Consider the following 13,615-nt stretch of genomic DNA (forward strand, 5'->3'; position numbering starts at 1 on the left):
CCTCTCCTAGTGGTGACCCCTACCAAAGGTCACGTGGGTTGGGATGAGCCAGTACAAGATCCAACACCAGGCCGTTCAATAATGAACGCCTGCCTTACAGCGGCAGGAGCCTTTCGGCCAACCGATAATCGAACCAGAGTGACTGGAGTGAACAAAAAGAACCTGGCAAGGCGGCAAATGGCGCGCCGGGAAATAGCCAGGCAAGGATGCTAGCACAGATGAACGGTCATCGCGTCGGCCAAGCGTTGGGTAAAGAGCAATTCATGGCTTTATAGCTGTGAAAGTGAACTTGAGCTGTACGTAGGGCCTCAAAGCCACTGAGAATCGCCGTTCGTCCTCGACCCAAAGGAGCATCCCCATGATGCGTTTTACCTCTACCCTCGCTGTCGCCGCTACCCTGAGCCTCCTTTCCCTCGGCGCGCAGGCTGCAGCCCCTTCCAACTGGCCAGCCGGCGCCCGTGACGCCTTCGTCAACGACTGCAGTGCCGCCGCCAGCCAGAACGTGGACGTCAAAACTGCCAAAGCCCACTGTGAATGTGGCGCCGACAAGATCAATGCCGAATTGAGCACTGCCGAGATCAAGGAATTGATGACCAACCAGAACGCCAGCCCGGAGCTTAAAAACAAAGCGGTCGCGGCTATTTCGTCCTGCAAAGTGGTGAAGAAAAAGTAAGATTGGCTGACGATTCGACGGCTATTTCGCTGGAAAAACAGCCTGAAAACTGCCATTTCGCACAAATTATGCAGGTTTTACGGCTTTTTTTAATAGCTGATATGTCGTCGCAAAGCCCCGTAAATCGGGGCTTTCAGCCCAATGATGGATCAAACGCAAAGCGATTGATTAGCAAACAGTGCCTTGGGGGGGCTCCCAAGCCGAACATTTCGACTATGATAGCCCGGTGTGCCCAGTTGGCCTGAGCAGCACAGCACTACTGAAAATATATGTTTCTTGGAGATACACCATGTCTAATCGCCAAACCGGCACCGTTAAATGGTTCAACGATGAAAAAGGCTTCGGCTTCATCACTCCTACAGGTGGCGGTGACGACTTGTTCGTACACTTCAAAGCTATCGAAAGCGACGGTTTCAAAAGCCTGAAAGAAGGCCAAACCGTTTCCTTCGTGGCTGAGAAAGGCCAAAAGGGTATGCAAGCTGCACAGGTTCGCGGCGAGTAATTCTCCGCTGAGCTAAAAAAAACCCCGTCCATGTGACGGGGTTTTTTATGGGTGATGCAAAAGCCGTATCAGCCGCAGTTAACCCGGTTGATCACCAGGTTGTTGTCGGTGTTCAGGTTCAAGCGGTCGGAGCGATACTCCAGCGTGATCATGTCATTGGGCTTGAGAATGCGTGCATTCTGCGCGCCGGCACGCGTGCGGGCCTGTTCCAGCAATTGAGGCGAGGCTTTCTGGCCGATGGCGAACTCTGCAGCCTTCGACTCACAGCGGCTATGACCGGCATCGGTCGCAGTGGCAGCTTTGCCTGGCTCAGAGGCACCCGGGGTGCTGCAACCCGCCAACGCGAGCGCAGCCAACAAAGTACCGAATGATGCGAGCTTCCAAGGCATGAAGCCTCCTATGATAAAAAGTGGACAGAGATCGTGCGACAGCAGTCAAAGCGATTGGTTTCAAGACGTTAACCGCTTGTGGGCAAGTCTGCCTGACTCACTGCTGGCAAGCGCCCTGTCAATCGTGACTAGATATGAACGCCCTTAGTAGATGTCGATATAGTCTGACGTCGCTGTAGGCCAATTCTGCTTCAGTGCGTTAAAAATCTGCATGACCCAAACTTCGTCACTGGCCGCCACGAGACCGACATAACCGGAACCCTTGGCCCAGGTCTCCAGGCGAAACAGCAGGCCATCGATATCAGCCCCCCCGACTACGCCGGAAGAAATGTAGGCGACGCCTTTTTTGGTCACCCGCAGCTGGGTATGTTCGTCGTCACTGGCGCTGCCAAGCAGTTGGCGCACAGCCTCCAGCGTCAGGTTGTCGAGCTTGCTCAAATCGATTTGCACGCGGTGTTTCCCGGCCATTTAACAGGCCGACAGTGTCGCACAGCCTCTGCGTCATGCCTAAGTAGCAGTGCCAAACGCCGTACAAAATGCTTAACTGCGCCCCTCTGGAACGGCGTTCCAGTGCATTACCACGCATTTTCAGCCCGTGAGATTTCCATGACCACCGTAACGCTTCAAGCCGACATCAAAGCCAAGTGGCCCCAAGGGCAAAGTTCCTACAGCCCCGGAAGCCCGGAAGAACTGGCGATCATTGGTATCGACCTGTTGGTCAAGGAACTGGGCACCCAGGCGGCGCAAGCGTTCATTGGCCAGATATTCGAGAAATACCCGGCCGACTACATGGGCGCCCAAGAGCGCGAATAGAACCGGGCGACGAGCGCCGCCCGGCAAAACACCTTACTTCAGACGTGCCAGGCGCTCGGTCAGCAAATCGAAGAAGCCCTGCGCGTCGCCATTCTCAACCCAGAACACATTCTTGGGCTGCTTTAGGCCGTCGTACCAATCGACGATGGTCTGGCCGAAGGTCGGGCCTTCGCGGCTGTCGACCACCATGTTGGCCTCACGGCCGCTGAACAGCGAAGGCTTGAGCAGGTACGCCACCACGGTAGCGTCATGGACCGGGCCACCCGGAATGCCGTAGTGCTCCATATCGCCTTTGACGTACTCATTCAGAATACTGCTGACCACCTTGCTCGCATTGTTGTTCAGGTCCGCAATCTTTTTCAGGCGGGCGTCGCTGGTGAGGACTTTATGGGTCACGTCCAACGGCAGGTAGGTCAACTTCACCCCGCTTTTGAGCACGATCTCAGCCGCCACCGGATCGGCGAACAGGTTGAACTCAGCCACAGGGGTGATATTGCCACCATTGAAGTGCGCGCCGCCCATCACGACCACTTCCTTGATGCCCTGGGTGATTTCGGGCGCCTGGGTCAGTGCCAGTGCCAGGTTGGTCTGTGGGCCGAGCATGGCGATGGTGATGCTGTGCGGCTTGGCGCTGCTCAGGGTTTTGATCAGGTAGTCGACCGCATTGCCTTCGGCCAGGCCTTTTTTCGGTTCATGCACCGTGACGCCCGAAATGCCTTCCTTGCCATGGATGTTCTCGGCGTAGATCGGTTTGCGCAGCAGCGGCGCTGGCGCACCGGCGTACACCGGGATGTCCTCGCGCCCTGCCCACTCGCGCGCCAGGCGCGCGTTGCGGGAAGTCTTGTCCAGGCGCACATTGCCGGCCACGGTGGTCAGCGCACGAATGCTCAGTTCCTGCGGCGAAGCCATGGCGAACAGCAAGGCCACCACATCGTCGGCACCCGGGTCGGTATCGATGATCAGGTCGATTTTTTCCGCCGCTTGGGCGCTTGCAGCAGTGAGCGCGGACAAAAGCAGAACACTCCGGAACAGGTTTTTCAGGGTAGGTAGACCACGTTGCATAAAGCACTCCTTGTCATTGGGGGGGGACGCTAGAACGTTACGCCGGACACCAGCGCGATATTGCAGTACGGCTGGCACTCGCCAGTGCGCACCACGGCGCGGGCATTGCGGCTCAATTGCTTGAATTTGTCATGGCTGAGCAGACGTCGTTCGCCCAGTTCAGCCTGCTCTGTGAGCGCATTTAGCGCGGTCAGCGCGGGCGGTTGTTTCAGCAGGATCTCTTCTGCCAGAACATGGCTTTCCACCTGCATTTCGCTAAGCACGATGCGCAAGGTGCTGATGAAGTCCGGGATGCCTTGGGTCAGGGCCAGGTCGATCAGTTCGACGCCGGGAGGCACCGGCAGGCCGGCATCGCCGATGACCAGGATGTCGCCATGGCCCAGGGACGCGATCACGCGCGACAGGGCGATATTCAGCAAAGGGGTCTTTTTCATGCGGGCACAAAACCTTGTACGTCGTGCAGCGTAGGAATGGAAGGCTGAGCGCCGGCGCGGGTCACTGACAACGCCGCCGCCACCTGGCCAAAACGGATCGCCCGGGCTTCGCTCTGGCCCGCGGCCAGCGCGGCGGCAAAGCCACCGACAAAGGTATCGCCAGCAGCGGTGGTATCCACCGCCTTGACCTTCGGCGCCACCAGGTGCTCAAAGCTCTTGCCGTCGGCAAACAGCGCGCCCTGGGCGCCCAGGGTGATGATGACCTTACCGGCGCCCGCTTTGATCAGCGCGGTCGCGGCGACCTTGGCGCTGTCGAGGGAGTCGACCGTCACGCCGCTCAGGGCGCTGGCCTCGCTTTCATTGGGGATCAGATAATCGATCGAGGCATACCAATCAGCGGGCAACGGCCCGCTTGCCGGGGCCGGGTTGAGAATGACCGTCTTGCCCAGTTCGCGCCCCCGCTGGAGCGCATACCCAACGGTCTCCATTGGCACCTCAAGCTGACAGATGATCACATCTGCCGCCTGGAGCACAGCGTCGCACGTTCGCAGCGACGCAGGCGTCAGCTCACCGTTGCTGCCGGCCACAATGACGATGGCGTTCTGGCTGCTGTCATCGACCACGATCAACGCCACACCGCTGGAGCCGTCCACCGTGCTGACAGCCTGGCAATCGATCCCTTCCACCAACAGCGCATCGCGCAATTGGCTGCCATAGGCGTCGGTACCGATGCACCCCACCATGGCGACACTCGCCCCCAGGCGTGCCGAGGCGACGGCCTGGTTGGCGCCCTTGCCACCGGGCACAGTGGAAAATGTCTGGCCGATCAGGGTTTCACCGGCACGCGGCAAGCGACTGGCGCGGGTGACCAGATCCATGTTCAAGCTGCCTATTACCACTACTTTTGCTGGCATACATCAGTACTCATCAATTCGGTTCAGCGGTATTGGGCGAACACATCAGCCAATGGCGCGGTCGACTCACGCAAAACAATACTGGGCGTCACGATACGTTGATCGATCGGCAGTTGGGGTGTTGCTATTCGTTGCAGTAATAATTCGGCTGCCGTCTCACCCAATTGCAGGATCGACTGGCCGACCGTCGTCAGCGCCGGGTAGACGTAGCGCCCCATCTGAATGTCATCGAAACCGATGACCGACAGCTCGCCCGGCACCCGCACATTGCGCTCGGCAGCGGCGCGCAGCACGCCAAACCCGATCATATCGTTGCTGGCGAAAATCGCGCTGGGCGGGTGTTGCGATAATAACTGTACGGCTGCGGCATACCCGCCCGTGCTGGTGAAATCGCTTTCCAGGGTACGACTGGCCAACACCTCGATGCCCGCCTCGCGCAATGCACGCTGGTAACCCGCCAGGCGCATCTGCGCCACGCGGGTATGCCCCGGGCCGCCGATACAGGCGATGTCCCGGTGCCCCAATTCCAGCAAGTGCCGGGTCGCCAGGTAAGCGCCCTCCTCGTGATCGATGCGCACTAGGTCCACATCAATCCCATCCAGCGCCCGGTCGACAATCACCATGGGCGTGCGCACTGCACTCAAGCCTGCGGCAAGGCCACTGTCATCGCCACCTACGGAGGTCACGATCAAGCCGTCGACGCGCTTTTCCAGCAACACGCGCAAATAACTGCGCTGTTTCTCTGCGTCGTCATCCGAGTTGCAGAGGATCACGCAATAGCCATTACGCTCGCAGTAATCCTCGATACCCCGAGCCAGCTCGGCAAAATACGGGTTGAGGCTGTTGGGCACCAGCAGCCCAATGGTGGCCGTGGTCTTGGCCTTGAGCGAGCGTGCGACGGCACTGGGCACGTAGTCCAACTGCTTGATCGCCGCCTCGACCTTGATGCGTACCGGCTCGCTGACTGGGCGCGTCTTGTTCACCACATGGGACACGGTGGTGTAGGAAATACCTGCAAGCGCTGCCACATCCTTGATCGTTGCCATGGCTCAGCCCCGCCGACTGGCGCGCTGGCTGCGGTAAGTGTCGAGGACCACGGCGATCACGATCACAGCACCGGTAATGATGCGTTTAGTCGGTTCCGTCGCGCCGATCTGCGCCAGCCCGGCGGCCAAGACCGAAATGATCAACACGCCGAAGAACGTACTGATGACCGAGCCACGCCCGCCCATCAGGCTGGTGCCACCGATCACCACGGCGGCGATCACTTGCAGCTCCAGGCCCGAACCGGCATTCGGGTCCGCCGCTTCCAGACGCGAAATCTGAAACAACGCCGCCACACCGGCCAACAGCCCCATCAGGCTGAACACCAGGATCTTGTAAGGCTTGGGATTGATGCCCGCCAGGCGCACCGCTTCTTCGTTGGTGCCGATGCCGATCAGGTAACGACCGAAGACCGTACGGGTCAGTACCAACTGGGCCGCGATGATCACCAGCAAGGCGATGATGAACGACGGGGAAATACCGAAGGCAATCGGGTTGGACAGCCAGGCAAACGAATCACCGATATAAGCGGTGCGCGAGCCCGTCATCTGGTAGGCCACGCCGCGGGCCATCTCCAGCACGCCGAGGGATACGATAAATGACGGAATGCGCCAGGCCACCGTGATGGAACCTGTGATAGTGCCGGCCAACGCCGCGCAGCCCATGCCCAACAGGGCGGCGGGCAACACGCTCCAGCCCCAGCCCAGGATCGCCACGCTTACTGCCGAGGCCGCCAATGCCAATACCGATCCCACAGACAGGTCGATGCCGCCAATGATCAGGATGAAGGTCATGCCCACCGCCAGCACCATCAGGTCCGGAATCTGGTTGGCCAGGGTGCTGAAGGTGTCATAGGACAGGAAGTGATCGCTGAGCAGCGAGAACAGCGCAATCATCGCCAGCAACGCACCCGCCAGCCCCAGGTAGGTACCCAGGCCATAGAAGTTGCCGCCAGTTTTACCGGGGGAAATGCTTGTTTTCATGGGGTATTCCTAGGCGCGGCTTCGTTGAGCAGCGCATCACGTTTCTGATAGCCGGCAAAGGCGGCGGCGAGCAATTCGTCCTGGGTCCAGCTGTCACGCTCGAAGGTCTCGATCAGGCGCCCGGCAGACAACACGCCGATGCGGTCACAGATCAGCATCAGCTCACGCAGGTCACTGGACACCACCACCAGCGCTTTGCCCTGGCGGGTCAGTTCACCGAGCAAGGCATAGATGTCGAACTTGGCACCGACGTCGATACCGCGGGTGGGCTCATCGAACAGCATCACCGCGCAATCGCGCTCCAACCAGCGGCCAATTACCACCTTTTGCTGGTTACCACCCGACAGCTCGGACACCAGCTGCGTCGGGCTGGAACTGCGGATACGCATGGCGTCGATCTGGCGCTTGGCCAGAGCGGTTTCGTTGCGGCTGTTGACGACGCCACCGCCGGAAATTTCCGGCATGTTGCCCAGGGCGATGTTGGCGCTGATGGACTGGGTCAGCAGCAGGCCCTCGCCCTTGCGGTCTTCGGTGATCAGGGCAATACCATGACCGACCGCGTCCACCGGCGAGCGAATGCTCACCACCTTGGCCGGCGAACCCAAGGCCACGGTGCCGCTGTCGGCCGGGTCGGCGCCGAAGATCAGGCGCAGCAATTCGGTGCGGCCGGCGCCAATCAGGCCGGAAATGCCATAGATTTCACCGGCGCGCACTTCAAAGGACACATCACGAACCTTGTCCGAACGGGTCAGGCCCGTCACCGTCAAGGCCGGGCCACCGATGGTGCGCGGGCCCAGGTCAATGTGTTCGCCCAGTTCGCGACCGACCATCAAGGTCACCAGTTGCTCACTGTTGTAGTTGGCCATCGGTTCGACGCAGACCAGTTTGCCGTCGCGCAATACCGCAATGCGCTGGGCGACACGGGCCAACTCTTCGAGCCGGTGCGAAATATAAATGATCGCCACGCCTCGAGCCTGCAGGCGCGTGATTTGTTCGAACAGCATCTCGACTTCACGAGCAGTAAGCATCGCCGTGGGCTCGTCAAGGATCAGTACATGGCAGTCGCCGATCAGGTTACGAGCGATCTCGACCATTTGCTGGTGACCAATGCCCAGGCTGCCCACCAGCGTGTCCGGGTCGATCGCGTCCAGGCCGACTTGGGCCATGGCTTCGATCGCGGCCTTGCGCAGCTGTTTGCGGCTGATCCAGCCACAGCGGCTTGGCAGGTTATCCAGGAACAGATTTTCAGCCACGGTCAGCGTCGGCAGCAGGTTGAGTTCCTGCATAACCATGCGCACGCCCAAGGCTTCGGCCTGGGTGCGGCTGGCAGGGCAGTAATCCTGACCATTGAATTGCATGTGCCCTGTGGTGGGCGTGACCAGGCCGCCGATGATCTTCGACAAGGTACTTTTGCCTGCGCCGTTTTCACCGGTCAGCGCCAGCACTTCCCCGCGATTAAGCGTCAGGGTGATGTCGGACAGAACCGGTTGGGCATAGGTCTTACCGATACCGCTGACCGAGAGGACAGCGTTCGGGGCGGAAGATGACATAGGAAAATCTCCAGGCGCCCGCTCAGGACGAGCGGGCGCTGTTGGGTACTGCCAGGATTACTGCTTGATGACGAGTTCGACCGGGGTTTCGATCACGCCATCTTTGGCATCGACTTTCTCACCCTTGACCAGCTTCAGCGCGTTCTGGATACCGAACACGGCTTGCTGGGCAGCGGCCTGGTCAGCGGTGGCCAACACGCGGCCGTCCTTGAGCATTGGTTTGATCGCGTCAATGTTGTCGTAACCCACCACCAACACCTTGCCGGCCTTGCCTGCCGCACGCACGGCGGAGACGGCGCCCAGGGCCATGTTGTCGTTACCGGCCAGCAGCGCCTTGATATCTGGCGTTTCGCTCAGCATCGCTGCGGCGATCTTGTTGCCTTGGTCGATTTCCCAGTTACCGGATTGGGTGGAAACGATCTTCATGCCTGCCGCGTCCATCGCATCCTTGAAACCTGCGGTACGCTGCTGGGCATTGGTGGTAGTGGGTACGCCCTCGATGATGCCGACCTTGTCACCGGCAGCCAGCTGCTTGGCCAGGTAGTCACCCACCAGCTTGGAGCCTTTGCGGTTATCCGGGCCTACAAACGGGATATCGAGGTTTTTGCTTTTGAGTACTTCCGGGTCCAGGCGGTTGTCGATGTTGACCACCTTGATACCGGCATCGGAAGCTTTCTTCAGCACACTGGCGAGTGCCTTGGAGTCGGCGGGAGCGATGACAAGCGCATCGACCTTGGCGTTGATCATTTCGTTGACGATGGCGATCTGAGCGCTGGTATCGGTCTCGTTCTTGATGCCGTTGGAGATCAACTTGAATTCTGTAGGATGCGCTTTCTGGTAGTCCTTCGCACCGTCGGTCATGGTGACGAAAAACTCATTGGCAAGGGACTTCATCACCAAACCCACGGTAGGCGTTTTGGCAGCGTCATCGGCAAATGCAGAAGAGAGAGGCAAAGCGGCGGATGCGGCAGCAAGCACAGCAACAGCAAGAAGACGTCCAGCAAATGGCAGCTTCATGGGTTCACTCCGATCTTATGATTATTGTGAGCAACGCTTGCACCGAAGACCCCTTCGGCAGCCCTCCCACCTGGGCGGCTGATACGAGCTGTGACGATGTGCCTAAGGGCCCAGTGAAACATCTCGCAAACGTTTGCGTTGAGCAAACTATGAGAACCTTGTCGAGATTTGTCAACGATGGCAGCGAGCCTTTCATGGGCGCCCTCCAAGCTTATCCTTCAGCTACTGACAGCTGATACGTTTAAGCAAAATCGCCCTCTGTGACCGTTCTCTGAAACGACAGGCTGTGTGGCGAATGATCACACAGGGTGCCCGGACAAATCGTGAACGCTTTCGGACAACCGAACACCACAGCCCTTCTCGTTCGGAAAGCCGGACAGCGCCCAACCCCATCAAACCGAAACCTCACTTTAAATTGTTTTAAATCAATAAGTTAATTTAAAAATACCAACATGCTCAGCCTGGTACAAATCCTGCTCTTTCTCAGCACCTCGCGGCGTTCAGAACCGCCCGGGTGTTCTAGATGAACCTGCTACAGCACTCATCAAAAACCAGAGAGAAAAATAATGAAATCTGCATTGAAGAACGTTATTCCGGGCGCCCTGGCCCTTCTGCTGCTATTCCCCGTCGCCGCCCAGGCAAAGGAAGTTGAAAGCAAGACCAAACTGTCCAACGTGGTCATCCTCGCCACCGGCGGTACCATCGCTGGCGCCGGCGCCAGTGCGGCCAACAGTGCCACCTACCAGGCAGCCAAAGTCGGCATCGAACAACTGATCGCCGGCGTTCCTGAGCTTAGCCAGATCGCCAATGTTCGCGGCGAACAAGTGATGCAAATTGCGTCGGAAAGCATCAACAACGAAAACCTGCTGCAACTGGGTCGCCGTGTCGCCGAACTGGCCGACAACAAGGACGTGGATGGCATCGTGATCACCCACGGCACCGACACCCTTGAAGAAACCGCCTACTTCCTGAACCTGGTAGAAAAAACCGACAAGCCTATCGTGGTGGTCGGCTCCATGCGCCCAGGCACCGCGATGTCGGCAGACGGCATGCTCAACCTGTACAACGCGGTTGCGGTCGCAGGTAGCAAGGAAGCCCGCGGCAAAGGCGTGCTGGTGACCATGAACGACGAGATCCAATCGGGTCGCGACGTCAGCAAGATGATCAACATCAAAACCGAAGCCTTCAAGAGCCCATGGGGCCCAATGGGCATGGTCGTTGAAGGCAAATCCTACTGGTTCCGCCTGCCGGCCAAGCGTCACACCATGGATTCTGAGTTCGACATCAAAACCATCAAAAGCCTGCCTGACGTTGAAATTGCCTACGGCTACGGCAACGTGAGCGACACCGCCTACAAAGCACTGGCCCAAGCGGGTGCCAAAGCGATCATTCACGCCGGTACCGGCAATGGCTCGGTATCGTCCAAGGTCGTTCCAGCGCTGGTGGAACTGCGTAAACAAGGCGTGCAGATCATTCGCTCTTCCCACGTCAACGCCGGTGGCATGGTTCTGCGTAACGCCGAACAGCCAGACGACAAATACGACTGGGTCGCCGCCCTTGACCTGAACCCGCAGAAAGCCCGCATCCTGGCCATGGTCGCCCTGACGAAGACCCAGGACAGCAAAGAATTGCAACGGATCTTCTGGGAGTACTGATCCCTGCTGATTCACCCGTAGGAGCGAGCTTGCTCGCGAAAAACTTGATAGCGCCGCGTTAAGTCAGGCTTTACGCGTTATCGTTAACGTTCTTCGCGAGCAAGCTCGCTCCTACAGTTCCTGCCTTCCCTTCTCAACAAACTTCCTGATTCGCTGTCAGACGAACTTCTTGAAATTTAAGCAGTTGCGAAATTGCCTACAGTTAAATACTGTATGTGCGTACAGCCAATTAAGGAATGCTCTGTGGCAAAGCCCTCTTCCGCAGCACCTGCATCGCCTGACGCCTATCAGCGCCTGGCCATTCGCGTGCAAAAAATCATCAATTCGACCAACGCGCAGAAAGCCAAGGCAGCGTTGATCTTCCGTTTACCCGATGAGCCGGAGAACGATTGGCAACGTTTACTGGAAGAGATTGCGGAAAACGACAACGTCACCCTCGCCTATCGAGATGACGGTGGCGTGCAGATTTTCTGGGTTGTGCCGAAGGAAGATTGATTCAATGAGTGCCCGTTTTATTGCTGTGTGCTGTCTGTTTTTCACCGTCACCGCCAACGCCCAGGCCCCTCGAACCTTCAGCGAAGCCAAGAAAATCGCCTGGAAGCTCTACGCGCCGCAATCCACTGAATTCTATTGCGGCTGCAAATACACCGGTAACCGGGTGAACCTGAAAGCCTGCGGTTACATACCGCGTAAAAACGCCAACCGCGCCGCACGCATTGAGTGGGAACACATCGTGCCGGCCTGGCAAATCGGGCATCTGCGCCAATGCTGGCAAAACGGCGGGCGAAAAAACTGCACGCGCCATGATGAGGTGTTCAAGCGCGCCGAGGCAGACCTGCACAACCTGGTGCCGAGCATCGGCGAAGTGAATGGCGACCGTAACAACTTCAGCTTTGGCTGGCTGCCGGTGCAAAGCGGGCAGTACGGCTCATGCCTGACCCAGGTGGACTTCAAGGCGAAGAAGGTCATGCCGCGCCCGTCCATTCGCGGAATGATCGCGCGCACGTATTTTTATATGAGCAAGCAATACGGCCTGCGCCTGTCTAAGCAGGACCGGCAATTGTATGAAGCCTGGAACAAGACCTATCCGGTGCAAACCTGGGAGCGCCAGCGCAACCAGACCGTGGCGTGCGTGATGGGGCGTGGTAATGAGTTCGTCGGCCCGGTCAACCTGAAGGCCTGCGGCTGAACGTGGGCGGGGTGCCCGCCCACTTGGCCTGCTACTGCGCGACGTTGTGCTCGATAATCTCCGACACGGTGTCGGTTTTCTTGGCCCGCGCCATTTTTTCGTTCAGCAGCGCCTGCTTGGCCTCGGCCTCAGCTTTGGTCGCGAACGGGCCCAATAGCACCTCATCCTTGCCGTCGACTTTCACGATGTAGAAATTGAATCCGTGTTCCAGCAACCAGGCGGTCAGGTCGGTGATCGCCTGCAGCTTATGGTCCGGCGGGCCGACCCGTATATCCCACTCCTGAGCGGCAATCGCACCGGTTTGCGGCAGGCTTTCGGTCACGGCAGGCTTGGCCTTGGGGGCGTCGACCGACTTACCTTCACCGCATCCGGCCAACGCCAACACCACAATTGCCATCGCTACTTTACGCACTGCCCTGCTCCTTTGAGGATCAAAGAGGCAACTTTACCATTCACTGTCTATTCTGGCCGTCATAAACGTTGGCTTAAACAATGCGAATCATGTATCGCGACCTGTATGATACCGCCATGGGAATTAATGTCGCCTCTATGCGTCCTAGAAAGAGGCAGTCACAGGGAAGCGCTTCGCAGTAAGCTACACACATCCGACACCTACCCTGTCTGAAACATGTGTCCTTAAAAGTAATTCAAGGAGAAGTCCATGCTTATACTCACCCGCAAAGTCGGTGAAAGCATAAACATCGGTGATGACATTACGATCACCATCCTGGGCGTTAGCGGCCAGCAAGTACGAATCGGCATCAACGCCCCTAAGGATGTTGCCGTGCATCGCGAGGAGATTTACCAGCGTATCCAGGCCGGCCTGACTGCACCCGATAAAAACCAGACGCCTTGAAACGCCTCCAGTAGCCAGCCTTTTCGTTCACTGTAACGGCTGGCGAAAACCCAATTGGCCTGCTCGCGTCTCCCCGCGTGACCAGCGCGCCTTGAGCTTTCCCTTCGCTGCAAGATGAAACTGTCAGGGTATCCGGAACTTGTCGCGCTATTGGCAGCCCAATTTCTGACACTTTATCCTGCCATCCGAGTGCATTTCAGGAACACGTCGATGAGGCCAGCCGCGTCGCAACCCCTTGTTTCAAGATCCTGGATGATTGCCCTGCTGATAGGGCTGGTCTTCGTGGCACTCGGGTGTGGGTTGAGAATGGAAGTTGAAGGGGCCGATCCCGACACCCATTCCTGGGTGGATCTGGCGCTTCTGCTCTGCGGCTACCTGCTTGTGTTCTGCCTCAAGCCGATCCAGAAGATGATCTTGCGCAAGTTGCGCCAGCGCGCCGCCCATCGCACCCACGAGAAAGCCGCACGCTGAGCGCTGCTGCCTGCTTTCGGATCGCCGGTATTTACAGCGCCGCCGCACCACCTATCATTGGGC

At 58.3% G+C, this 13,615-nt stretch carries 18 protein-coding genes; 8 read left to right on the forward strand and 10 right to left on the reverse strand.

Going from position 1 to position 13,615, the window contains the following annotated elements; all coding sequences use genetic code 11:
* Positions 1-358: 358 nt before the first annotated feature.
* Positions 359-673: a hypothetical protein gene (locus E1K68_RS18190; protein ID WP_019820908.1), complete on the forward strand. Its 315-nt coding sequence runs from the start codon at positions 359-361 to the stop codon at positions 671-673.
* A 289-nt stretch (positions 674-962) separates the two neighbouring features.
* Complete coding sequence (locus tag E1K68_RS18195) at positions 963-1,175, forward strand: cold-shock protein (RefSeq protein ID WP_003192493.1); 213 nt, start codon at positions 963-965, stop codon at positions 1,173-1,175.
* Positions 1,176-1,243: 68 nt separating this feature from the next.
* On the opposite strand, the gene E1K68_RS18200 is transcribed toward E1K68_RS18195, so the two are convergent.
* Entirely contained in the window at positions 1,244-1,564 is a 321-nt protein-coding gene (locus E1K68_RS18200) for an I78 family peptidase inhibitor (RefSeq protein ID WP_003192494.1), read from the reverse strand.
* Positions 1,565-1,708: 144 nt separating this feature from the next.
* Positions 1,709-2,014, reverse strand: coding sequence for a hypothetical protein (locus E1K68_RS18205; protein WP_057711719.1), 306 nt, complete (start codon positions 2,012-2,014; stop codon positions 1,709-1,711).
* Between the two features lie 156 nt (positions 2,015-2,170).
* Between E1K68_RS18205 and E1K68_RS18210 the strand changes: the two genes are divergently transcribed.
* Complete coding sequence (locus E1K68_RS18210) at positions 2,171-2,377, forward strand: hypothetical protein (RefSeq protein ID WP_003192496.1); 207 nt, start codon at positions 2,171-2,173, stop codon at positions 2,375-2,377.
* A 33-nt stretch (positions 2,378-2,410) separates the two neighbouring features.
* Here E1K68_RS18210 and E1K68_RS18215 read toward each other — a convergent pair whose 3' ends face one another.
* The 7 genes from E1K68_RS18215 to E1K68_RS18245 are packed head-to-tail and all read right to left on the reverse strand — an operon-like array spanning position 2,411 to position 9,381.
* Positions 2,411-3,439, reverse strand: coding sequence for a nucleoside hydrolase (locus tag E1K68_RS18215; protein WP_032896207.1), 1,029 nt, complete (start codon positions 3,437-3,439; stop codon positions 2,411-2,413).
* Between the two features lie 29 nt (positions 3,440-3,468).
* Positions 3,469-3,873 (reverse strand): D-ribose pyranase, encoded by a 405-nt coding sequence (gene rbsD, locus E1K68_RS18220; RefSeq protein WP_212614512.1) that lies wholly within the window; start codon positions 3,871-3,873, stop codon positions 3,469-3,471.
* The gene (gene rbsK / locus E1K68_RS18225) at positions 3,870-4,787 is read right to left on the reverse strand and encodes a ribokinase (protein WP_034135970.1); all 918 of its coding nucleotides are present in this window, start codon (positions 4,785-4,787) and stop codon (positions 3,870-3,872) included. The genes rbsD and rbsK overlap by 4 nt, the downstream gene beginning before the upstream one ends.
* Positions 4,788-4,810: 23 nt before the next feature.
* Positions 4,811-5,833 carry a LacI family DNA-binding transcriptional regulator gene (locus E1K68_RS18230; RefSeq protein WP_003192500.1) on the reverse strand — a complete coding sequence of 341 codons (1,023 nt, stop codon included), beginning with the start codon at positions 5,831-5,833 and terminating at the stop codon, positions 4,811-4,813.
* Between the two features lie 3 nt (positions 5,834-5,836).
* Positions 5,837-6,814, reverse strand: coding sequence for an ABC transporter permease (locus E1K68_RS18235; protein ID WP_057711695.1), 978 nt, complete (start codon positions 6,812-6,814; stop codon positions 5,837-5,839).
* Entirely contained in the window at positions 6,811-8,364 is a 1,554-nt protein-coding gene (locus tag E1K68_RS18240; RefSeq protein WP_003192503.1) for a sugar ABC transporter ATP-binding protein, read from the reverse strand. The genes E1K68_RS18235 and E1K68_RS18240 overlap by 4 nt, the downstream gene beginning before the upstream one ends.
* A 57-nt stretch (positions 8,365-8,421) precedes the next feature.
* Positions 8,422-9,381 carry a sugar ABC transporter substrate-binding protein gene (locus E1K68_RS18245; RefSeq protein WP_003192504.1) on the reverse strand — a complete coding sequence of 320 codons (960 nt, stop codon included), beginning with the start codon at positions 9,379-9,381 and terminating at the stop codon, positions 8,422-8,424.
* A gap of 566 nt (positions 9,382-9,947) precedes the next feature.
* Here E1K68_RS18245 and E1K68_RS18250 point away from each other — a divergent pair.
* From E1K68_RS18250 to E1K68_RS18260, 3 genes are all read left to right on the forward strand, one after another.
* Positions 9,948-11,036, forward strand: a complete 1,089-nt coding sequence (locus E1K68_RS18250; protein WP_032896200.1) for an asparaginase — start codon at positions 9,948-9,950, stop codon at positions 11,034-11,036.
* 243 nt (positions 11,037-11,279) lie between these two features.
* A complete protein-coding gene (locus E1K68_RS18255; protein ID WP_003192507.1) occupies positions 11,280-11,531 on the forward strand; it encodes a DUF1654 domain-containing protein in 252 nt (83 codons plus the stop codon).
* 4 nt (positions 11,532-11,535) lie between these two features.
* A complete protein-coding gene (locus E1K68_RS18260; protein WP_003192508.1) occupies positions 11,536-12,225 on the forward strand; it encodes an endonuclease I family protein in 690 nt (229 codons plus the stop codon).
* 31 nt (positions 12,226-12,256) lie between these two features.
* Here E1K68_RS18260 and E1K68_RS18265 read toward each other — a convergent pair whose 3' ends face one another.
* Positions 12,257-12,637, reverse strand: coding sequence for an SPOR domain-containing protein (locus E1K68_RS18265; protein ID WP_212614513.1), 381 nt, complete (start codon positions 12,635-12,637; stop codon positions 12,257-12,259).
* Positions 12,638-12,886: 249 nt separating this feature from the next.
* On the opposite strand from E1K68_RS18265, the gene csrA reads away from it, so the two are divergent.
* Both csrA and E1K68_RS18275 read left to right on the forward strand, forming a co-directional pair.
* Positions 12,887-13,081 (forward strand): carbon storage regulator CsrA, encoded by a 195-nt coding sequence (csrA, locus tag E1K68_RS18270; protein WP_003192511.1) that lies wholly within the window; start codon positions 12,887-12,889, stop codon positions 13,079-13,081.
* A gap of 210 nt (positions 13,082-13,291) precedes the next feature.
* Positions 13,292-13,552, forward strand: a complete 261-nt coding sequence (locus E1K68_RS18275; protein WP_003192512.1) for a hypothetical protein — start codon at positions 13,292-13,294, stop codon at positions 13,550-13,552.
* The last annotated feature ends 63 nt before the right edge of the window (positions 13,553-13,615 follow it).

Source organism: Pseudomonas sp. B2021 (assembly GCF_018135665.1).
Taxonomy (GTDB): Bacteria; Pseudomonadota; Gammaproteobacteria; order Pseudomonadales; family Pseudomonadaceae; genus Aquipseudomonas; species Aquipseudomonas lactis.

Excerpts from the sequence above, each read along its gene's own strand:
- rbsD (WP_212614512.1), bottom strand. The coding sequence starts at position 3,873 with ATGAAAAAGACCCCTTTGCTGAATATCGCCCTGTCGCGCGTGATCGCG.
- E1K68_RS18260 (WP_003192508.1), top strand. The coding sequence starts at position 11,536 with ATGAGTGCCCGTTTTATTGCTGTGTGCTGTCTGTTTTTCACCGTCACC.
- E1K68_RS18215 (WP_032896207.1), bottom strand. The coding sequence starts at position 3,439 with ATGCAACGTGGTCTACCTACCCTGAAAAACCTGTTCCGGAGTGTTCTG.
- E1K68_RS18250 (WP_032896200.1), top strand. The coding sequence starts at position 9,948 with ATGAAATCTGCATTGAAGAACGTTATTCCGGGCGCCCTGGCCCTTCTG.
- E1K68_RS18230 (WP_003192500.1), bottom strand. The coding sequence starts at position 5,833 with ATGGCAACGATCAAGGATGTGGCAGCGCTTGCAGGTATTTCCTACACC.
- E1K68_RS18210 (WP_003192496.1), top strand. The coding sequence starts at position 2,171 with ATGACCACCGTAACGCTTCAAGCCGACATCAAAGCCAAGTGGCCCCAA.
- E1K68_RS18235 (WP_057711695.1), bottom strand. The coding sequence starts at position 6,814 with ATGAAAACAAGCATTTCCCCCGGTAAAACTGGCGGCAACTTCTATGGC.
- E1K68_RS18195 (WP_003192493.1), top strand. The coding sequence starts at position 963 with ATGTCTAATCGCCAAACCGGCACCGTTAAATGGTTCAACGATGAAAAA.
- rbsK (WP_034135970.1), bottom strand. The coding sequence starts at position 4,787 with ATGCCAGCAAAAGTAGTGGTAATAGGCAGCTTGAACATGGATCTGGTC.
- E1K68_RS18240 (WP_003192503.1), bottom strand. The coding sequence starts at position 8,364 with ATGTCATCTTCCGCCCCGAACGCTGTCCTCTCGGTCAGCGGTATCGGT.
- E1K68_RS18200 (WP_003192494.1), bottom strand. The coding sequence starts at position 1,564 with ATGCCTTGGAAGCTCGCATCATTCGGTACTTTGTTGGCTGCGCTCGCG.
- E1K68_RS18245 (WP_003192504.1), bottom strand. The coding sequence starts at position 9,381 with ATGAAGCTGCCATTTGCTGGACGTCTTCTTGCTGTTGCTGTGCTTGCT.
- E1K68_RS18190 (WP_019820908.1), top strand. The coding sequence starts at position 359 with ATGATGCGTTTTACCTCTACCCTCGCTGTCGCCGCTACCCTGAGCCTC.
- csrA (WP_003192511.1), top strand. The coding sequence starts at position 12,887 with ATGCTTATACTCACCCGCAAAGTCGGTGAAAGCATAAACATCGGTGAT.
- E1K68_RS18275 (WP_003192512.1), top strand. The coding sequence starts at position 13,292 with ATGAGGCCAGCCGCGTCGCAACCCCTTGTTTCAAGATCCTGGATGATT.